This is a genomic window from Nocardia vaccinii NBRC 15922 (assembly GCF_001613305.1).
GTDB classification, from domain to species: domain Bacteria; phylum Actinomycetota; class Actinomycetes; order Mycobacteriales; family Mycobacteriaceae; genus Nocardia; species Nocardia vaccinii.
Genome location: NZ_BDCC01000005.1, coordinates 19,424 through 39,191, shown reverse-complemented (window position 1 = coordinate 39,191; position 19,768 = coordinate 19,424). Strand labels below are relative to the sequence as shown.

Annotated in this window: 21 protein-coding genes; 7 read left to right on the top strand and 14 right to left on the bottom strand. The window is 67.4% G+C overall.

Features of this window, described 5'->3' with window-relative positions; genetic code table 11:
- Positions 1 to 10: 10 nt before the first annotated feature.
- Positions 11 to 631: an HAD family hydrolase gene (locus tag NV1_RS01145; RefSeq protein WP_067884545.1), complete on the top strand. Its 621-nt coding sequence runs from the start codon at positions 11 to 13 to the stop codon at positions 629 to 631.
- Positions 632 to 677: 46 nt separating this feature from the next.
- Here the strand turns inward: NV1_RS01145 and NV1_RS01140 are convergent, their stop codons facing one another.
- From NV1_RS01140 to NV1_RS01130, 3 genes are all read right to left on the bottom strand, one after another.
- Positions 678 to 1,451, bottom strand: a complete 774-nt coding sequence (locus NV1_RS01140) for an ABC transporter permease (protein WP_067884544.1) — start codon at positions 1,449 to 1,451, stop codon at positions 678 to 680.
- Complete coding sequence (locus NV1_RS01135) at positions 1,448 to 2,398, bottom strand: ATP-binding cassette domain-containing protein (protein WP_067884543.1); 951 nt, start codon at positions 2,396 to 2,398, stop codon at positions 1,448 to 1,450. The genes NV1_RS01140 and NV1_RS01135 overlap by 4 nt, the downstream gene beginning before the upstream one ends.
- Positions 2,399 to 2,522: 124 nt before the next feature.
- Positions 2,523 to 3,038 (bottom strand): EXLDI protein, encoded by a 516-nt coding sequence (locus NV1_RS01130; protein ID WP_067884541.1) that lies wholly within the window; start codon positions 3,036 to 3,038, stop codon positions 2,523 to 2,525.
- A 149-nt stretch (positions 3,039 to 3,187) separates the two neighbouring features.
- On the opposite strand from NV1_RS01130, the gene NV1_RS01125 reads away from it, so the two are divergent.
- Genes NV1_RS01125 through NV1_RS01110 form a run of 4 tightly spaced genes read left to right on the top strand, consistent with a single transcriptional unit; the run spans position 3,188 to position 7,777 of the window.
- Positions 3,188 to 4,858, top strand: a complete 1,671-nt coding sequence (locus NV1_RS01125; protein ID WP_067884539.1) for a thiamine pyrophosphate-binding protein — start codon at positions 3,188 to 3,190, stop codon at positions 4,856 to 4,858.
- Positions 4,855 to 5,514: a DUF8713 domain-containing protein gene (locus NV1_RS01120; protein WP_067884537.1), complete on the top strand. Its 660-nt coding sequence runs from the start codon at positions 4,855 to 4,857 to the stop codon at positions 5,512 to 5,514. The genes NV1_RS01125 and NV1_RS01120 overlap by 4 nt, the downstream gene beginning before the upstream one ends.
- Before the next feature lie 8 nt (positions 5,515 to 5,522).
- Positions 5,523 to 6,557: a 3-oxoacyl-ACP synthase III family protein gene (locus NV1_RS01115; protein ID WP_067884535.1), complete on the top strand. Its 1,035-nt coding sequence runs from the start codon at positions 5,523 to 5,525 to the stop codon at positions 6,555 to 6,557.
- Positions 6,554 to 7,777, top strand: a complete 1,224-nt coding sequence (locus NV1_RS01110; RefSeq protein WP_084524956.1) for an aminotransferase class I/II-fold pyridoxal phosphate-dependent enzyme — start codon at positions 6,554 to 6,556, stop codon at positions 7,775 to 7,777. Before NV1_RS01115 ends, NV1_RS01110 begins: the two co-directional genes overlap by 4 nt.
- Here NV1_RS01110 and NV1_RS01105 read toward each other — a convergent pair.
- The 3 genes from NV1_RS01105 to NV1_RS01095 form a co-directional block, all read right to left on the bottom strand.
- Complete coding sequence (locus NV1_RS01105) at positions 7,761 to 8,507, bottom strand: anti-sigma factor family protein (RefSeq protein WP_245713499.1); 747 nt, start codon at positions 8,505 to 8,507, stop codon at positions 7,761 to 7,763. The genes NV1_RS01110 and NV1_RS01105 overlap by 17 nt on opposite strands.
- Positions 8,504 to 9,031 carry a sigma-70 family RNA polymerase sigma factor gene (locus tag NV1_RS01100; RefSeq protein WP_281181767.1) on the bottom strand — a complete coding sequence of 176 codons (528 nt, stop codon included), beginning with the start codon at positions 9,029 to 9,031 and terminating at the stop codon, positions 8,504 to 8,506. The genes NV1_RS01105 and NV1_RS01100 overlap by 4 nt, the downstream gene beginning before the upstream one ends.
- 126 nt (positions 9,032 to 9,157) lie before the next feature.
- Complete coding sequence (locus NV1_RS01095) at positions 9,158 to 9,772, bottom strand: YqgE/AlgH family protein (protein ID WP_067885009.1); 615 nt, start codon at positions 9,770 to 9,772, stop codon at positions 9,158 to 9,160.
- 380 nt (positions 9,773 to 10,152) lie between these two features.
- Between NV1_RS01095 and NV1_RS01090 the strand changes: the two genes are divergently transcribed.
- Positions 10,153 to 10,914 carry a lysophospholipid acyltransferase family protein gene (locus NV1_RS01090; protein ID WP_067884533.1) on the top strand — a complete coding sequence of 254 codons (762 nt, stop codon included), beginning with the start codon at positions 10,153 to 10,155 and terminating at the stop codon, positions 10,912 to 10,914.
- 7 nt (positions 10,915 to 10,921) lie between these two features.
- On the opposite strand, the gene NV1_RS01085 is transcribed toward NV1_RS01090, so the two are convergent.
- The 3 genes from NV1_RS01085 to abmR all read right to left on the bottom strand — a co-directional run bounded on the left by NV1_RS01085 (position 10,922) and on the right by abmR (position 12,671).
- Positions 10,922 to 11,239: a GNAT family N-acetyltransferase gene (locus NV1_RS01085; RefSeq protein ID WP_067884531.1), complete on the bottom strand. Its 318-nt coding sequence runs from the start codon at positions 11,237 to 11,239 to the stop codon at positions 10,922 to 10,924.
- A 247-nt stretch (positions 11,240 to 11,486) separates the two neighbouring features.
- Entirely contained in the window at positions 11,487 to 11,918 is a 432-nt protein-coding gene (gene aroQ / locus NV1_RS01080) for a type II 3-dehydroquinate dehydratase (protein ID WP_067884529.1), read from the bottom strand.
- A gap of 147 nt (positions 11,919 to 12,065) precedes the next feature.
- Positions 12,066 to 12,671, bottom strand: coding sequence for an ATP-binding transcription factor AbmR (gene abmR, locus NV1_RS01075; protein ID WP_067884528.1), 606 nt, complete (start codon positions 12,669 to 12,671; stop codon positions 12,066 to 12,068).
- Between the two features lie 282 nt (positions 12,672 to 12,953).
- Between abmR and NV1_RS01070 the strand changes: the two genes are divergently transcribed.
- Entirely contained in the window at positions 12,954 to 14,633 is a 1,680-nt protein-coding gene (locus NV1_RS01070) for an NTF2-like N-terminal transpeptidase domain-containing protein (RefSeq protein ID WP_067885007.1), read from the top strand.
- 3 nt (positions 14,634 to 14,636) lie between these two features.
- On the opposite strand, the gene NV1_RS01065 is transcribed toward NV1_RS01070, so the two are convergent.
- From NV1_RS01065 to macS, 5 genes are all read right to left on the bottom strand, one after another.
- The gene (locus tag NV1_RS01065) at positions 14,637 to 15,017 is read right to left on the bottom strand and encodes a DUF3054 domain-containing protein (protein WP_067884526.1); all 381 of its coding nucleotides are present in this window, start codon (positions 15,015 to 15,017) and stop codon (positions 14,637 to 14,639) included.
- A gap of 27 nt (positions 15,018 to 15,044) precedes the next feature.
- Positions 15,045 to 16,205: a lysylphosphatidylglycerol synthase transmembrane domain-containing protein gene (locus NV1_RS01060; protein WP_067884524.1), complete on the bottom strand. Its 1,161-nt coding sequence runs from the start codon at positions 16,203 to 16,205 to the stop codon at positions 15,045 to 15,047.
- 5 nt (positions 16,206 to 16,210) lie between these two features.
- Positions 16,211 to 17,761 (bottom strand): adenylate/guanylate cyclase domain-containing protein, encoded by a 1,551-nt coding sequence (locus NV1_RS01055; RefSeq protein WP_174557392.1) that lies wholly within the window; start codon positions 17,759 to 17,761, stop codon positions 16,211 to 16,213.
- A gap of 137 nt (positions 17,762 to 17,898) precedes the next feature.
- Positions 17,899 to 18,561 carry a response regulator gene (locus NV1_RS01050; RefSeq protein ID WP_067884522.1) on the bottom strand — a complete coding sequence of 221 codons (663 nt, stop codon included), beginning with the start codon at positions 18,559 to 18,561 and terminating at the stop codon, positions 17,899 to 17,901.
- 1 nt (position 18,562) lies between these two features.
- Positions 18,563 to 19,765, bottom strand: a complete 1,203-nt coding sequence (gene macS, locus NV1_RS01045) for a MacS family sensor histidine kinase (protein ID WP_067884520.1) — start codon at positions 19,763 to 19,765, stop codon at positions 18,563 to 18,565.
- Between the last annotated feature and the right edge of the window lie 3 nt (positions 19,766 to 19,768).

The following is a 19,768-nucleotide window of genomic DNA, read 5'->3' as shown; positions in this document are numbered from 1 at the left end:
GCGCGGCTCGATGGCATCCCGCTCGTTGACGGTCGGCTTCGACCTGGACATGACGTTGATCGATTCCCGGCCCGGGATCGGCGCCTGCTATCGGGCGCTGTCGGAGCGCACGGGTGTGGTGATCGACTGCGATCTGGTCGTCACCCGGCTGGGGCCGCCGCTCGAGGAGGAGATCGCGAACTGGTTTCCGGCCGAGGACGTCGCGGCGGTCGCCGAACTGTACCGCTCGATGTATCCCGAACACGCCATCGCCGGGACGGTGATGATGCCGGGTGCGCGCCGGGCGGTCGAGGCCGTGCAGGCCGCGGGCGGGCGCGCGGTCGTGGTCACCGCGAAGTACGAGCCGAACGCGAAACTGCACCTGAAGCATCTGGGTATACCAGCCGACGCGGTCGTCGGGAATCTGTGGGCCGAACGCAAGGCCGAGGCGTTGCGCGAACACGGGGCCGATATCTACGTCGGCGATCACATCGGCGACGTTCGGGGCGCGCGAACCGCGGACGCGCTGTCGGTCGCGGTGGCCACCGGCCCGTGCAGCGCCGCGGAACTGTCCGAAGCCGGCGCGGATGTGGTCCTGCGCGATCTCACCGAATTCGACGGCTGGCTCACCGCACACCTGGGACGCGCCTGAACCCCCGGGCGCCGGAATCGCGCCCGGGGGTTCGCGGCGAACGGGGTCAGCTGGTCTTGCGCCGGAACAGCGACCGCGACCAGATGTAGCCGACCACGGTGAAGCCGATGCACCAGGCGAGGGCGATGATGCCGTTGTTCCCGATCGGTGTGCCCATCAGCAGGCCGCGAATGGTTTCGGTCAGCGGGGTGAAGGGCTGATACTCCGCGAACTGCCGCACTCCGGTGGGCATGGTGCCGGTCGGCACCAGACCGCTGCCCAGGAACGGCAGGAACAGGATCGGCGTCGGGGTGTTGCTCGCACTCTCCGGATTCGCCGCGGCCAGCCCGAAACCCACACCGAGCCAGGACAATCCGAAGATCGTCAGCGCGATCAGGCCGAAGGCGAGCAGCCATTCCAGCACGGTGGCGTTCGAGCGGAAGCCTATGGCCACACCCACGGCCACCATCAGCCCCACTCCCAGCAGGCCCTGGATCAGGGTGCCGACGACCTGTCCGGTCAGGATCGAGGAATGATCGATCGGCATCGTCCGGAACCGCGCGACGATGCCCTTGGTCATATCCGAGGCCACCGAAACCGCGATGCCCGCAACGAGATAGGCCGGAATCATCAGCATCATGCCCGGCACGATGTAGTCGATGTACTTCGCGCCGCCGGTGGCCTTGCCCAGCGCGCCGCCGAAGACGTAGTTGAACAGCAGCAGCAGGATCACCGGCATGAGGATCACGCCGACCGTCATGCCCGGATATCGCTTGGCGTGCACCAGGTTCCGGCGCAGCATGGTGGTCGAATCGGCCAGTGGGTAGGTCAGGGTGCTCATCGCGCGGTTTCCTTTTCGGGAGCGGGTTGTCCGGTGAGAGAGAGGAATACGTCGTCCAGGTCGGCGGTGTGCACGGCCAGGCCCTCGGGTTCGACATGGGCGTCGTCGAGCCGATCCAGCACGGAGCGAAGGGATTTCACCGATCCGTCGCTGGGCACCGCGAGGGTCAGCTCATCGGCCACGCCGCCCAGCAGTTCGGCGGCCACGCCGAGTTCGGATCGGTCGGCGAAGCTCAGCCGGATGTGCCCGCCCGGCACCAGCCGTTTGAGCTGGTCCGGGGTGCCCTCGGCGACGATGCGGCCGTGGTCCAATACCGCGATCCGATGTGCGAGATCGTCTGCCTCATCCAGATACTGGGTGGTCAGGAAGATCGTGACGCCGCCCGCGACGAGTTCGCGGATGATGTCCCACATCGCGCGGCGGCTGCGCGGATCCAGGCCGGTGGTCGGCTCGTCCAGGAAGATGATGCGCGGCTGCCCCACCAGGGTCATGGCCAGGTCCAGGCGGCGGGTCATGCCGCCGGAGTAGCCGGCCGCGGTCTTGTCGGCCGAGTCCGCCAGATCGAACCGCTCGAGCAGTCGCTGTGCGATGCGCCGGTTCTCGGTGCGCGGCAGATGGAACAGGTCGCCCATCATCAGCAGGTTCTCCCGCCCGGTGAGCAGTTCGTCCACCGCGGAGAACTGCCCGGTGACGCCGATGGTCGAGCGCACCCGGCCCGGATCGGCGGCGACGTCGTGTCCACCGACCCGCGCCTCGCCACCGTCGGCGCGGATCAGGGTGGACAGGATCTGCACGGTGGTGGTCTTGCCCGCGCCGTTGGGGCCGAGCAGGGAGAAGATCGTGCCCTGGGGGACGTTCAGGTCGATACCGTCGAGCACGATCTGCTCACCATAGGATTTCCGCAGGCCGGAGACCGAAATGGCCGGTGTGCGAGCGTTGTCGCTCATGATTTTCCTCTCATCTACTAATAGGCATGAATGCATGCGTTGACCGAGCCGTGTCCGCTGTGTTGTGCGGACAAGGGAGTTCTGGTGTGCAGTTGTGCGGGGCGGGATCAGCGCCCCGGGAGGGTCAGATGTCGAGATCCTCGATGTGCGGGCGGTCGGCGACACCGGCCACGCGGTCATAGATCGAGTCGGGGATCTTTCCCTTCAGTTCCTCGACCGAGTCGAAGATGTCCATCGCGAAATCGCCCCAGTCCGGATCGTTGACGCCGAGCATGCGCCGCCAATTCGTCAGATCCTTGATCCAGTTGGTCTCGGTGGGGTACTCCGACCACTTGGAGCTCTGGGTGTACAGGACGAATTTGCCCTTGCGGCTGCGGTAGATTCGGATGCGCTCGAAGGCGTCGTCGGTGTATTCGTGCGCCTCGGTGAGCAGTGAGCCGGAGAATCGCACCTGGCGAACGCCGTTGTGGCCGACGCGCAGCACGATTTCCTCGAAGCCCGCCTGACGCCCCTCTTCGAGTTCGATGAACCGGCGCAACGCCGTTACGATCGCGCCCGACAGATTGCCGCCGACCAGCTCTTGTGCGCGCTGGAACAGGGGAAGGTCGTCGTCGGAGACGTATACGGTCTTGTTGGGCATGACTCCACTATACGTAGACGTATACATACACACAAGCTCCTCTCCGAAACCGACTTCGAAACGCGGATGAACCACTCGCGCTTCTGTTTCGTAGTTCGGGTGAGCGCGGTCGATCCGGCCCGCTCGGCGCACGGCAGGAAGGAGCGCCGATGTCTGCGACAGCGGTGGGGTATCTGGTGCGGGCCGTCGAGGCGTTGGGCGTGCGACACATCTTCGGTGTCGACGGGGCCAATATCGAGGATCTCTACGACGCGATCTTCGAGTCCTCGGGGGAGGTCACCGGGGTGGTGGCCAAACACGAGTTCTCCGCCGCGACCATGGCCGACGGCTACGCCCGGGTCACCGCGGGGATCGGGGTCGTCGCGGCCACCTCAGGCGGCGGGGCGATGAACCTCGTTGCGGGGCTTGCGGAATCGTTCGCCTCGCGGGTTCCCGTGCTGGCGCTGGTGGGGCAGCCGCCGACCGATCAGGAAGGCGCCGGGGCATTCCAGGATTCCAGCGGGAAGGCCGGAACCATCGATGCCGCGTTGCTCTTCGATCAGGTGTCGCGGTACTGCGGCCGGGTGGAGTCGGCGCGGACGTTACCAGCGCATCTGGCTCGCGCGGTCGAGGCCGCCCGAGGCGGCGGACCTGCGGTGTTGTTGCTGCCCAAGGATGTTCAGCGCGCCTCGATGGAGGCCGTTCCGCCGTTCCGGCCGCAGCCGCGTGTGCGGGTTCGGGACGAGATCGTGCTGGAGCGGGTGCGTGCGGCGCTGCGGACCGCGCGGGATACGGGCAAGATCACCGTGATCGCGGGGGATCAGGTCGCTCGTGACGACGCGCGTGCCCAGTTGCGTCGACTGGTCGCCGCGCTGGATGCCGCCGTCGGCGTGGCGCCCGACGCCAAGGATGTGTACGCCTGGGACGAACCCGGATTCTGCGGGGTGGCCGGGACCATGGGGCATCCGGAACTGCTGGACGCGGTGCGCGGTAGTGCGCTGTGCCTGCTGGTCGGCACCCGGATGCCGGTAACCGCGCGGGCCGGGCTGGACGAGGCGTTGTCCGGGACCGTGGTGGTCGGGGTGGGCGCGCAGCGGCCGTATCTGGACGTCATCCATGCCGCCAGTACGGATCTGAGCGTCGAACTCGCCGAGTTGGCGGCGGAGTTCGAGAGTTCCGGGTCGTCGGCGGAGGTATCGCGGGCCGCTCGCCCCGAATCGTCGCTCACCGTGCTGCCGGTGCCCGAGGCAACCGGTCCCGGACTGCGTTATCGCGAGATGGTCGAAACCATCGGCGCCGTCATCGAATCCGGGACCGACGTATTCGCCGATGCCGGCAATACCGGTGCCGCGGTGGTGCATCATCTGCGAGTGCCGCGCGACGGGCGGTTCGTGGTCGCGCTGGGCATGGGCGGGATGGGGTACGCGTTCGGGGCGGCGATCGGCTGCGCCTTCGCCCGCGCCCGGCGCACGCTGGTTATCGCGGGCGACGGCGCATTCTTCATGCACGGCATGGAGGTTCACACCGCGATCCAATATCGGCTGCCGGTGACGTTCGTCGTGTTCAACAACAACGCGCACGCCATGTGCGTCACACGCGAGCAGTTGTATTACGGAGACCGCTACAGCTTCAACAGATTCCAGCCGTCCGATCCGGGCGCAGGAGTGGCGGCGATGTTCCCCGGGCTGCCCGCGTATTCGCCGCGCAGCACAGCGGAACTGGCCGATGCGCTCCGAACCTGCGTCGAAACCCCTGGGCCGTCCTTTATTTCGATCGACTGTGATCCCGACGAGATTCCCCCGTTCAGTCCGTTCCTGTCCGTACCGAGGAGGCATTCGTGACCACCAGCGCCCTGCCCGCACTCAGCGATATCCCGGATCGCGAGATCCCGGGGTTACTCCGCATCGAGAATTCCGATCGCGAGGCGACCACACCGATCATCATGGACATGCTCCGGTCGGTCTATCCGCACGACCAGATCTTCGGGCAGTTCTGCCCGGTGCAGTCCTATATCGACGCACCGCCGCGTGCGGTGTTCGAGTATCTGGCCGACACCCGCTGCCTGGAGGAATGGACCTACAGCCTGCGCGGATTCACCGAGACCGAGGAACCCGGACTGTGGCTGGCCAACGATCGGCTGGGCCCGGAGACGCAGATCTACACTCGCACCGTCGCGCAGCCCGAGGCGATGACGGTCGACTACCACTGCGCCTGGGATCAGGGCAGGCATCTGTGGATGATCTATCTGATGCGCGTGGTGGATGCGCAGGTGGTATTCGACAAGCCGGGTTCGGTCGTGCTGTGGGTGAATTGCCATCACCCGTTCTACGACGAGAATCCCTATCCCGAGGCCGCGCCGCCGAAACGTCCGGTGTGGGTGGGGGATTTCTGGGAGATGTTCTCCGCCGGACACCAGCTCGAACTCGACAATCTCAAGGCGATCTGTGAATACCGTGCCGCGCACGGCCTTCCGATCAAACCCGACTGGATGAAATGAGACCTGCGATGGAATCGACCGATCCCGGCCTCGCGCCGGTCAGCCTGATCGATGTGGCGAGTTATCTGCCAGGTGAACCGGTGGGCACCGAGTACTTCACGCCCTACATGCGTTCGGCGCGGATGGCGAAGAACGTCATGTTCCGTTCCCCGGCGACCCGGCATCACGTCGATCGCGAGGAGACCGCGATGGACATGGTCGCCAAGGCCGTCGAACCGCTCGTGGAACGTTATGGGGCGCAGGCGATCTCCGATGTGGACGTGCTGCTGACGCATACGCAGCTGCCGTACAACCCGATCGTCGGCTGCGGTCCGGAGGTCGCGCGCCGGCTCGGTATGCGGCCCTCGACGGTGCTGGACATCCAGAACAGCGGCTGCGCGGCCTTCGTGTACATGATGCAGCTGGCGCGCATGATCCTGCGCACCACCGATGCTCGTTCCGCGCTCATCGCCACCATCCAGAATTCGGCCGGGGCGGTGTTCACCCAGCCCGATATCCGAAAACTCGCCCAAGCGCCGGTGCCCGGTGACGGGTGCGGCGTCGGGTTGCTGGTCCGGAGCGACGAAGCCCCGATTCTGGACATCGAGACGCGGACGTATCCGGAATTCGCCGGGGATATGGATTTCAACACCGGCTCCGAGCGCAAATGGTGGGAGCCCGGCGAGGGCCAGCCGTGCGTCAGCTTCAGCGAATCCAAGATCACCAAGGTGTTCGCCCGTGGTAACCGCCTCGTTCCCGAGGTCGCGCTCGCGGTCTGCGACCGCATCGGCGTGAAAGGCCGCGATATCGACACCTTCGTCACCAACCAGCCCAACCGCCTGTTCCTGCGCAACTGGCACGACGCCCTCGAGCTCCCCGCCGAACGTCACCCCGACACCTTCGACCGTTGCGGAAACCTTTTCGCCGCGGGCATTCCCGTAACTCTCGATATCGAGAACCAGGCCGGGCGGCTGCGCAACGGGTCGGTCGTGCTGATGTCGGCCTTCGCGCACGCCGGTGATTTCGCCGGAGCCGCGGCGGTGCGCTGGGGAGCGGCGCGATGAGTACTCCGAACCCTGGGGATGAGACGCGACGGTTCGTGGTCCGAAGTGGCGGCGGCTCGGAGTGGTCGCTGCGCCGCAGGGCCCGGGCCGTGATCGGGCCGCACGGTGCGGGTGCGCACGGGCGGGGTACCGGTGCGGGGCGATTCGACCTGACGTTGAGCGAGAATCCTTTTCCGCCTTTGCCTTCGGTGATGGAGGCATTGAATTCCGCTGCGGCGCGGGCGAATCGGTATCCGGAGTTCCTGCCGGAGCGGTTGCCTCGGCTGATCGCGGATCGGGTGGGGATGGATGCCGACGAGGTCGTGGTCGGGGCGGGGGCTACCGGGGTGGCGTTGCAGATCATGCAGACCCTGGCCGGTCCGGGGCGGGCGATGGTGTTCGCCTCGCCGACCTTCGACGGATATCCGGTGATGGCGGCCATGGCGGAGTTGGAAACCGTTGCGGTGCCGCTGGATTCGTCGGGCCGGCAGGATCTGTGGGAGATGGCGCGGGCGATCGGTGAGGACACCGCCCTGGTGGCCGTGTGCCGTCCGCACAATCCGACCGGGACCGTGGTGCCCGCGAGTGAGCTGAAGGCATTCCTTTTCGGTGTGCCCCGGCATATTCCGGTGATCCTGGACGAGGCGTACGCGGAATTCCTGAGCGTCGAGGAGATGCTGGATCCGCGCGCGCTGATCGCGCGATACCCGAATCTGCTGATACTGCGTACGTTCTCGAAGGCATACGGTCTGGCCGGACTGCGGATCGGTTATGCGCTCGGCAATCGTGACCTGGTCCGCCGGGTGCGCCGGCTGCAGGTGCCGTTCGGGACGCCGGAGACGGCGACCGCGGCGGTGGCGGCGTCCTATGCCGCGACGACGGAGTTGAACGAGCGGGTGCTGCGCATCACCGTCCAACGCGAGATATTGCGAACATCTCTGCGGCGCAGTGGTATTCGTGTTCCGCGCAGTCGAGGTAACTTCCTTTATCTGCCCGGACCGGGAATGGTCGAGACGCTGACTCGCGCGGGGATCGCGGTCAAGGGGTACGCCGACGGCAGCGCCCGCGTCGCCGTCGGTGATCCGGCCGCGGATCGCGCGGTGGAGCGAGCCCTGTGCGGGCCGCCGCTGGTGCGGGTCGAGCGTGCGACGGCCGAGGAATCCGGCGTGTACTCGCTGACCGCTCCCGCCGACCCGGAACGGACCCGGAGCTCCGTGAGCCGGTTCAGAGCGAACTGGTGAGCATGACCTGATTGGTCCTCGCGTCGCGGATCTGCACCGAACGGATCTGATCCGGGGGCACGGCGGTGGTTCCGTCGGGGGTGAGGGTCTGGCCCGGATGAGCCGTCCACTGCGCGACCATCGCCTCGGTTCCGTCGGTGTGGATCACCCACAGCGCGCCATTCCAGCTATAATCGGTCACCGAAGGTGAATAGCTGCACGACATTTCGATCCGCGTCCCGCCGGGGACCTCGACGAGTTTGTAACTCGCGGTGATCGGCGAGGGCCGTACCGGCGCCAGTTGGCGTTCGGCGACCACCTGCTCGGTCGCCGGCGTCTGGGTGTGACGATCGAGCGCGGTGGTGATCGGGATGGTGATCGCCACCGCCGCGGCGGCCGCCGCCACGGCCGCGCCGATCGTGAGCCAGCGTTCCCGGCCGCGGCGTCGAGGTTCGAGGGGCGATTCCGCGGATCGTCGATCCGGTTGTACCACAGTGAGTTCCGGTCCGGGCGGCGTATCGATCAGGGCCAGAGCCACTTCGGGATCGACCTGGCCGAGAAGTCCCGGCAGGCCCGTCAATTCGGCCACGGCCTCGCGGCACGACGCACACTCCTCCAGATGTGCCTCGTAGCGTAGGCGTTCGGCGCGGCTGAGGGATCCCAGGACGTACGGCGCATCCCACATCACATAGTCGTCGCCCCCGTCCGGGACCACCGCTTCGCCCTCCCCGATTCGGGGGGCATCCGTCACTTCGTCACCCCCATCTCCTGTAATGCCGAACGCAACGCGCGCATCCCGTAGTGCATACGGGATTTCACGGTGCCCTCGGGAATGGACAATTCCATCGCGATCTGCTGAGTCGACAGGCCACGGTAGTACGCGCGGACGATCACCTCGCGGTGGTCCGTGCTCAACCGGGCCAGTGCGTCGGTGATCAACCAGCTGTCCAGCGCTCGGTCCGCCTGATCCGGACTGGCCTGCTCGGGCGGATTGTCCGTGCGGAACTCGTGCCGGTGCCGTGCGCTGCGGTACTCGTCCACCGCCATATTGCGGGCGACGGTGAACAACCAGGCCCGCGCCGAGGCGGTGGACTGGTCGAGCACGTTCGGGCGCTGCCAGGCCCGCAACAGTGTTTCCTGGACGATGTCCTCGGCCCGGCCGGAATCGCCGACCAGGCTGTAGGTGTACCGCCACAGGGTCTGCGCATGCTGGTCGTACAGTGCCCGCAGCAGCTTCGCCTGAGCCTCGGACGCTCCGTCCGGTATCGGCGGCACAACCCCTCGGAAGGGTTGGGTTCCTGCGCCTCCACTGGCTGCCCGCGGTGATGTCGCCATCGGCTCACCGGTTCAGGCGCCGCTGTGGGGGCGCGGATATCGTGGCCACACTAGCTATATACGCAGTCAATTGCGTTCTAGTTCGATCGGATGCGTCGCTAATAGCGATAAGGGTAGCGGCTGGCGGCGTAGCACCTGCGCCCAGAGGTCACCGGGCTGTGCGATCGGATCCGAGGGCAGCGCCGAGAGCACGATCCAATCGCCGCGCTCGAGTTCGCCCTCCAGCTGTCCGAAGGTCCACCCGGCGTATCCGGCGAAAATGCGGATGCCCTCGACCAGCGGCGCGATCATGTCCGGGTCCGAATCCAGATCCAGCAGCGCCACCCGGCCGTCCACCCGGCGCAGGCCATCGATGCGATCGATGGCGGTTCCCACCTTCACGGTGGTCAGACAGAGTGCGGCATCGCGTTTGACCGGTCCGCCGACATACAGTGTGCGCGGCGAGGCGGCCAGCTCCGCCCAGCGCGGCAGCACCTCCTGCACGGCGGTATCGCTCGGGCGATTGAGCACGACGCCGAGACTGCCAGCGTCGTTGTGCTCCACGATGTACACGACGGTCCGCCGGAACGACGGCTCGACCAGGTCGGTCGCCGAAACCAGCAGCGTCCCGGGCCGCACCGCCTGATCCTCGTGCCGGAATTCCCGTCGAGAGCGGTCGCCGTGTTCCTCTGCGCGTGCCACCCAGCCATCATCGCACCGCTTCACCCCTGGCGCTGTATTAATCGCCTCCGCTTCGCTGCGGCGGGGCAGCATCTTCGGCCTCCGCTTCGCTCCTGGCGCTCCGGCCGGTCCGGTCCGGGGGCGGGCCCCGGCCTTGGAGTTGCTCGGAGTGGGCGGAACTCGGGTGATCGGTGATGTTCATCTCTGGTCGGCGTCGTCGGAACAGGCATGGGACCCGAGCGACTCGCTTCGCCGTCGGCCGGGTTGCCGTGTCGTGGACGCTTCGGTATTTCACTCACCGGACGTGGCGGCAGGGGTAAGGCTGGTGCTGGTCGGTTCGCAGTGGAGAATCGGATCTCTCCGGGCCCGGCCCCGGTTGAGTGAAACGGAGGCGTGAAGGTATGGAACGGCCCGAGGTCGTGCTCGAGAACAGCGATGTGGTGTACGACTTCTATCGGGAGCACCAGCAGAATCGGTTGCAGGCGTGGGGGGCGTACGCGGTGCTCGCGCGGCGGTACCGGCCGCGGGTGGGGTATGCGGTAGGGGCTCGGGAAGTGTTGCGGCGGTTGATCTCCGAGCGGCGGCCGTTGTTGATCGTGATCAACCACCTGTCGCAGCAGGACCCGTACACAGTGGCCGCGGCGGCCTGGCGCAGCGGGTTGCGACCGGTGATCGGGCGGACGCGGGTGCTGGCGAAGGACGAGCTGTTCGTCGAGGAGCAGCTGCGTCGGCGGATCGACATGATGGGCGGAATTCCGGTCTTTCGCGGGCGGGACCACGGTTTGCGCGCGGTGAACGCGGCCGGGCAGCGGATGATCGACATCTGCGCCCAACGGATCGCGCGCGGTGACGGGATCGCGATATTCCCGGAGGGCACCTGCAACGACGTCGATCCCACGCAGGTGCAGGCCGTCGGCAGCGGCGTCGGGCACATCGCGTTCCGGGCGATGAAACTGGGCGCCCGCCCGGCGCTGGTCAGCCTCGGGCTCAGTTACGGCCCGCGCACCGACTCGGCGGTGGAACCGACCAAGGCCGAGGCGATTTCGGCCAGCTTCCATTTCGGCGTTCCGGTGCCGGAACTACCCGCCCGCCCGGCCGAGGTCGCGCGGCTGGTGCGCACCGAACTTCAGCAGGCCCTGGACGGTGCGGTCGCGGCCTACTGACCCGCGTTCACTGCGGCAGTTCGAAACGCTCTCGCGCCCACGCCGGGACCAGCGCCAGATAGTCCGGCTTCGTCTCCACGACGTGCCGCACCATCGGGCACAGCGGCAGCACCCCGAACCCGTCTTGTCGCGTACTGGCCAACGCGGCGTCCACGAGCGTTCGCGCGTACCCCTCCCCCGAATAGTCGGGGAAGACCTCCGTATGCACGAAGGCCCGCTCCGAGGCGGTGTCCTGATATTCCGCGATACCCGCGAGATTCCCGTCGACGAACAATTCGAACCGATCCTCGACGGAGTTGTCGCGGACTTCCGGGCCGGATGTCATCGCCCGAGCGTAGAACGTCCGGGCGGCAAGTGGCGCGATGTCCGGCCGATGTCGCCGGATCGATTCCTGTCGGCGCGCGTTATGCCCGATTCGGTGCGATCGGAGTAGCCGGAATCGCGGAACGGCGGAATGCCGGAGCCGGATCGACCTCGGCCGACCGGGCGAGCCGGGCGAGCGCCGGGAAAGTCCACTCGGCGAACAGGTCCTGCCCGGCGGCCCGGGATACGACGAAATACGCCCCCGAATATCAACGTGTGCAGAGGAATTCGATCGCCGCCGCATATCCCTGGATCCCCAGTCCGGCGATGACGGCCGCGGCGATGGGGGAGATGTAGGAATGGTGCCGGAATTCCTCGCGCGCATGCACGTTCGAGATGTGCACCTCGACGATCGGCACCTCCGGAATCACCAGCGCGTCACGCAACGCGACCGAGGTGTGCGTGAGTCCGCCCGGATTGATCACGATGGCCGATTCCACGCCGCGCGCGGCGTGAATCCGATCGATCAGCGCGCCCTCGGAATTCGATTGGAACGCGCTGATCTCACGATCGAATCGCGTCGCGGTCCGGCGGCACAGCTCGACCACGTCGTCGAGGGTGTCCGAACCGTAGATCTCGGGCTGACGAGTGCCCAGCATATTCAGATTCGGCCCGTTCAGCACGAGTATCGGAGCTGGCATGCTGCAATTTTGGCCTACGCTTCGCTCCGGCGGGGCCGCGGCCCCCCCGAGGGCCGATTCTTCCCTCCCCCGCTCCGTGAGTCCAGAATCGACCCGGGCCGCGGCCCTTGGGGTCGGCGTTGTCCGGGGTGAGTGGAACTCGGTGTCCTACAGGCCCTTGGGGCCCTCCGCGCGCAGGGTGTCCACCTTGCTCATCGCCTCGCGCAACTCGGCCAGCCATTCCTCGGCGTGCTTACCTGCCAGTTTCACCGTCCAGGCCAGCGCATCCGAACGGGAACGGGCGACACCGGCGTCGACCAGCGTGTCCAGCACCTTGCGTTCGGGCTGGCGCAGCCGCGTCATCACCGGAACGGCCTGGTGGGTGAACAGGATTCGTTCGTCGCCGAGCAGTACGCCCCAGGAGACCGTGCGGCCGAACCGGGCCTGGGCCTCCTGCGCGATCCGCATGCGGACCGGACGAGTCGACTCGCGGAAGCGGGCGACCTGGCCTTCCTGGGTCGCGCGGGGAATCTTCGCGGTGGGCTGATCGCCATCGGCCCCGGGCTCGTCGGCGGGGCCCTCGGGTGCGGTGGGCCGGAGCGTCCCGATCACGACGATCTCGTCGCGGTCGATCTCGATGATCGGCGCGCCACTGAACCATTCAGTTGGCAATCGTCCAGCGAACCAGTCCGGCGCATCGGCGGCATCGGGTAGATCGGCCTGCTGCCAGCCGCCCGGGCGGCCGAATCCTTGTCCGCGTTGTCCATGTCTCATGAGCTTCGAACCTCACTTCTACATCGCCTTCGCTGTAACAGTGATTACAAGATTACGCCGATAAATGGCCGCGGAATTCCGCTGTCGGAGAACGGCCTTTGAGCAGACCAGAGTGTGAACACGGAAGGAATCCGGAGGCGGTGCGTCGGATGTCGATGAACGGGCATTATTGTGGTCGCTGAGCATGGAGAATGCGGACGGTGTCAAGGCGGCCATCGCGAACGAATCTGTCGGGTACGGTTGTTCTCGTTGCTGGAGTGACAAGAGTGAAGAGTGGGCGATATGGATGTGTGGGGATCCCGCCGCATTCGCGTTCGGGGCGCAGCGGCACTCGCAGGGGCGGCTGTCCTGGCGATCACGATGGGGGCGTGCGGGTTCCAGAGCAACCCGACCGATCCGCAGTCCATCGTGAATCGATTCGCCAACCTGCTGGACGACAGGAACGCCGCGGACGCCGCGGACCTCACCTCGTACCCCAGCGGTGCGCAGGCAACGTTGAAGCAACTTTTCGACGGGCTCAATCCCGGCAAACCCGATTACAAGGTCGTGCAGTACATCGGGTTGGACGACACGTCGGCCATGTTCAACCTCCGGGCGGACTGGAACTTCGGGCCCGGTAAGGACTGGAATTTCGACGTGCAGGGCAGCATCCGCAAACTGGCGGTCGGCTGGCGAATCTCCTGGGATCCGACCGTGGTCATCCCCCAGTTGGACAACACCCGCACGGTCAAGCTGGTGCGCACCGACGCCATCCCCTCGCCCAAGGTGAACGACAACGTCGGCGCGCCGTTGATGTCCGAGCAGAACATCAACACCGTCAAGATCGATCCGGCCAAGACGACCGATCCGGTCGCCACCACCAACGCCCTCGCCGACGCCATCTCACCCGTCGCCCCGCTGATCACCGGTGCGGACCTGATGCAGCAGCTACAGGCCGCACAGGGTAAGCCCGTCGTCGCGGTCTCCCTGCGTGACGACGATTTCGCGATCCTGGAACCGCGGATGGCCGCGATTCCGGGCGTGGTCATGGACAAGCAGCCGAAACTCGTGGTCGCCGACCGCCGCGTCTGGTCGCCGCTGACCGATGCGTACACCAAGGTCTGGCAGGCCAACAAGGACGCGCACCGCGGTTGGGGCATCCAGCTGTTCGGGCCCGACGGGGCGAGGATCACCCAGCTCGCCGGACATCAGGGTCCGCCGGGTCCGGACATCGCCGCCACCATGGACCAGAAACTGCAGCGCGCCGCCGAGGACGCGGTGGTCAGCGTCGGCACCGCGGCCTCGATCGTGGCGATCCAGCCCTCCACCGGAGCGGTCGTCGCCGCCGCGCAGAACAACCAGGCCAGCGCCCAAGGGGCACCCGCGTTCACCAGCGCCTACCCGTCCGGCAGCAATATGGACCTGTTCAGGGCCGCCGCGGGAATCATGAAGAACAAGTCCCCGCAGGACGTTTCGGTGCAGGACGCCGCGCAGGCCGCGGCGGATCTGGGCGTCGGCATCGGGTTCAAGGTCCCGGGACTGGACGAGACCAGCGGCCGGCTGCCCATCGCCGGTCGCGGATTCGAGCAGGTCAAAGAGGGTGGTTCGGATCCCATCCTGGCCAGCACGTTCGGGATGGCGATCGCGGCTGCCAGTATCGTGCGCGGCTCGGTGGCGCCGCCGATGATCGAGATCGGCCGTCCCGCCACGACCGACGCCCAGCTGTCGCCGCTGCCCGGACCGGTACTCGACAAATTGCGTGCCATACTGCGTGATTCGGCGGCCAACGGCCCGGATCTGTCGAGCCTGCACAACTTTCAGGGCGTCAACGCGTTCGCCGCGACCGCGGGAACCAGCGGCTGGCTGATCGGCGATATGGGCGATCTGGCGTTCGCCATCCACATCGACGATATCGACAGCGGAAACGCGACCGCGCGAATGGCGGCGCTCATGTTGAAGTCGTTCGCCACGCCCGACAAGTGATGGTCAGCTCAGCGCCTTCCAGACCGCTCGCCAGCCGAGCAGGAACACAGCCAGCACCGACGCGGCCACCAGCACGAAACTGAACGCGATCCCCTGACCGCTGATCACCCGCAGCACCATGCCGATGATCAACGTCGACAGCCACACCGTCACACCCGCGGGCCACAGCACCCGGGCGCCGAATCGTGCCAGTACGTCGTCGAACCGGCCGCGCGCGCCGAGCAGCGGGGCCAGCGCCCAGCCCAGCAGCAGCCCGATCCCGAACGGCCACAGCGTGCGGAACAGTCCGGCGCTGATGATGCCCTCGTGGTGACTGCGTCGGCCGATCACGCAGAACACGATCACCAACACCACGTCCACGATGAACGGCACCAATTTCTTCACGCGGTCAGCGTAATCGCCGCATGCCGCTCACCCGGCCGGCGGTGGCTCCTCGTCGTCGGCGACCGCGGCGGCCCGGTTCTCCCCGCGCGATCGCTGATCGGCCAGCAGGGAACGTTCCTCGAATTCCTTCTCGTACTCGGCATCACCGGCTTGCCGCCCGCGGAACAGGAAGGCGAACACGATCCAGCCGATGATCGCCACCAGAATGAAGCTGACCAGCCGGTACACCCCCGCCGCCGCGACCGCTTGCGCGGTGGGCAGGCCCGCGATGGCGGTAAGCCCGTAGATCAGCATCGCGTCGACGTAGACGATCCCGCCGGGCGCGAACGGGATGCTGCCGACCGCTTTACCCATGCTGAACACGATCATCAGCGCGGCAACCCGCGGCTGCGCGCCCACCGCGTAACAGGCCGCGCCCAGACATGCCACGTCACCGAGCCGGTGCATCAGCGCCCAGACGGTGACCAGCGCACCGTCGCGTCGGCCCAGTTCGACCGATTCGAGCTGATGCAGGATCTCCTCGATCCGATCCATCCCCGCTTCCGGTGGATGATGGCGAATCCGGTTGATCAGATGCAGGATTCGGCGCAGCACCGCCCGCAGCGAGCCCGGATTTCCGGAGGCGTAATTGCCCGCGACCACGATCAGGACCAGCGCGCCGAGTGACAGCACCACCTTCCACGGCCCGACCCGGTCACCGACCAGCGCCGCACCGCCCAACCCGAGCAGCACCATGCCCGCCGCGCCGATCACACCCGAGAACACCAGCTGCCAGGAGGCCACGATCGGGCTCGCGCCCCAGCGCCGGGTCTGGCGGTAGGTGAAGGCCGTGGAGAACATCGGGCCCGCGGGCAACGTCACCGACATCGCCGTCGCGCCGTAGACCACCGACAGCGATCGGCGCTGGCTCACCTGCACTCCGCCCGCGTTCATCAGCTGTTTCTGGATGCGGGCGAATCCGCTCATCGAGATCGCCTGCATGAGTACGCAGACCGCGGCCCAGCCCCAGTGCAGTTCGGTGAGGTTCTTCCAGGATTCGTGCAGGCGCGGATAGATGTAGATGCCCTCGGTGATCAGCAGGGCCGAAACCGCGATACCGAGCAGCCATTTCACCCACCAGAATCGGCCTCGCCGGGCCCGTGCCGGGACCGGCACGGGTTCACCGGCTGATTCGCGATGGGCCGTCACAAGGGTCAGCCTAATGAGTGCGGCGGAGCGACAGTAGGGTCACCGTCCGCACCGGAGACGGGCCAGGCCAGCCGGGTCGTGCGGCGGCGGCCGCGCAACTGCACTTCTTCGCCCGATTCCCAGTGCGCCTGTTCGGAAAGATCGGCGAAATACAGTGCGCTGCCCGAGGTCAGCACGCGTTCGGGACGCTCCTTGGCGAGTTCGGTGAGCCGGGACGCCTCGTTCACCGGGTCGCCGATCACGGTGTACTCGAAGCGGTTGGCCGCGCCGATGTTCCCGGCGACGGCCAGTCCGGCCGAGACGCCGATGCCGATGTCCAGGCCGGGCACCTCGCGCAATGCCTCGCGCAGGTCGCGGGCGGCGGCCAGGGCGGCGGTGGGTGCGTCGGGCCGGTCCAGCGGCGCGCCGAAGATGGCCAGCGCGGCATCGCCGACGAACTTGTTGATCAGGCCGTTGTGCCGGTCGATGACATCCACCACGACGCGGAAGAATTCGTTGAGCAGGCTGACCACCTCGGTCGGCGGGCGTTCCGCGGCGGTCGCGGTGGAGCCGACCATATCGACGAACAGCACTGCCACGAACCGGGTCTCACCGCCGAGTTCGGTGCCGTACTCGAGCGCACGGCGGGCGACCTCCTCGCCGACGTGCTGGCCGAACAGCTCCTGTAGTTCGCGGCGCTGCGCGGCCTCCTCCATCATCCGGTTGAACCCGACCTGCAACAGGCCGATCTCGGAACCGTCGAACACCTCGACCTGCACGTCGCGCGCGCCCTCCTGCACCCGGTCGATGGCCCGCGAGAGCTGGCGCACCGGATCGGAGATGCTCGCGCCGGTCAGCATCGACAACGCCAGCGCCTGCATGATCACCACACCGCACAGCAGCAGGATCGACACCGCCAGTGACCGCGAGGAGAAGTGCACCTGCGAGGTGATCTGCGTGGTGCACAGCAGCACGATCGCTATCACCGGCGCGAATGTGCCCATCCCCCAGGTCATCGCCATCCGGGTGCCGACGCCGGGGGTCAGGGTGTGATCGAACGTGCCCGTCGACAGCGCGTGCGCGGCGACCGGACGCAGAATCCGCTCCCCCAGCATGTAGGTGAAACCGAACACGATGGTGGCGGCCATACATTCGGTGACGATGACCGCGCCCGCGAGTTGCGGCGTGTCCACGATGATCGTCGCGGCCAGCACCGCGCCGCCCACCAGCCACAGCAGCAGATGCACGATCGACTGCCGCAGCGGGGCGTGCAGGGCCGCCATCTGCTCCTGACGACTCGGCGGTCCGCCGCGCACCTGCCAGCGCATCACCGGCCGCAGCATCAGCGCCGAGGCGGTCAGACTGAGCACGCCGCCGATCACGAAGACCAGGCCCGGCACCAGCAGACCCGTGCGGCGCACGCCGGTCGGGGAGCCCTCGGGGGCGGGCAGGCCGTACTGGATGAAGGCGTAGACCAGGATCGCGCCGAAGGCGTTGGCGCCGAGCATCGAAGCCAGGTACAGCGGCCAGCGCGTGCGCATGGTCTGCTTGACCGCTTCCAGATGTGTCGAGTCCATGTCTGCTACCGAGATGTGGGCGGTGCGGCGGATACGGCTCGCGGGGACGGTGACACGGTCACCAATCTACAGCGCGTCGTAGCCGCGTTCGCGGGTCCGTGACCCTGTCCGGACCGGTGTCCCGCTGTGCCGGGACGTTATTCGAGGCCCTGTTCTATCGCGTAGCGGGTCAGTTCCACCCGGTTGGCGAGGTGGAGTTTGCGCAGCGTGGCCTGCACATGGTTCTCCACCGTGCGGTGGCTCAGGCTCAGCCGGGCGGCGATCTGTTTGGCCGACAGCCCCTTGGCGACCAATCGGAGAACCTCGGTCTCCCGGTCGGTGAGGGCGGGCCGGTGTGGCGCGTCGCGGTCGGCGGGCGCGCTGGCGATGCGGCGGTACTCGCCGAGCACCAGACCGGCCAGACCCGGAGTGAAAACCGCCTGACCTGCGGCGGTGGCGCGCACGGCAGCGATCAGCTCGGCCGCCGACGCGCTCTTGACCAGATAACCCGTGGCCCCGGCCTTGATCGCGTCCAGGACGTCGGCACGCTCGGCCGAGGCCGACAGCACCAGCACCCGGCTGTCCGGCGATACCCGCAGAATTTCGCCGGTGGCCTGTGCACCGTTCCCGTCGGGCAGTTGCATATCCATCAGCACCACGTCGGGGTGCACCGCCGCGGCGCGTCGCCCGGCCGCGGCCACCCCGTCGGCCGTGGCGCTCACCTGGAATCCGGCCTCGGTCAGATCCCGCGAAACGCCGTCCCGCCACATCGGGTGATCGTCCACAACCATCACCGAAACCTGCTGTGCCGTAGAGCTCATCTCATCCCTCTCGGGTCGGTCGGTGCCGGGGGAGACGGAATTCCCACTCTGTGCCGTCGTCGGTGCGCAGGTCGGCGGTGCCGCCGAGGGCGGTGATGCGGCCGAGGATGGATCGGGACACTCCCATTCTGCCCTGGGCGGCGGCCTCGGCGAGGCGTCCGTCCGGGATACCGGGACCGTCGTCGCGCACCGAGACGATCACCTCGTCGCCGGTATCCTCCAGCAAGACAAAGGCTTTCGCGTCCAAGCCGGCGTGCAGGGTGGTGTTGGACAAAGCGGCGGCCACCGCGGCGGCGAGTTCGCGGGCGGTCTCGCGGGCAACCCGAACCGGATCTCCCGGGGCCGAGACCGCGACCGTGGGCGAGGCGTGGGCGGTCAGCAGGGCGCGCAGATCCTGTTCGGCGTCGGCGGATTCCGGGACGTCGGGCACGGGCGTGCTCTGCTCGGACAGCAACACCCGCAGCGCCACTTCCTGTTCCGCGGCCCGCCGCGCCAATTCCGCTGTGGGACCGCCGATGTCGCTACCTCGACGTTTGATGTAGCTGAGTACCTGCAACACTCCGTCGTGCACCTCGCGGGCGAGCCGTTCGCGCTCGCGGGCGGCCGCGGTGAGCAGGGCCGCGCGCTGCAACTGGCGGTGCGCACGGCGGGCGGTGTCGGCCGCGAGGCCCAGCGCCAAGCCGACCGAGACCAGCATCGGCGCGGTCGCGTCGGACCACAGATCCAATTCCCATTGCGCGCGAACGACGATGCTCACCGCCGAGATCAGCACACCCGACAGCACTCCGCCCACCGGCCCCGACGCGATCGCCGCGGAGATCACCGCATTGGCCGCCCACAACGTCGTCGGCACGGTCTGATGCCCGTGGAACCAGGCGTAATCGGCGACCAGCCGGGTGGCGGCCATCAGCGCGATCACCACCAGGTGATCCCCGATCACCACCGTCGTGCGCACCCGCGCCGACGCGCTGATCCGCCACTGCGACAGCAAGATCGCCGACACGATCGACCACAGCACGAGCAGGCCGATCAGAATCCAGCTGAGTCCGGGATGGCGGTAGTGCGGTGCCGACGCGATCTGCTGACCGATCGCATAGAGCGCGGTGACCAGTCGAAATGCCTGCGCAGCACGCCATAGCGGCGCGGTGGCCCCGGTATCCGCGCCCGCGGGCGCCCGTGTCTCGCGGTGCGTCCAGCTGCCCATCGA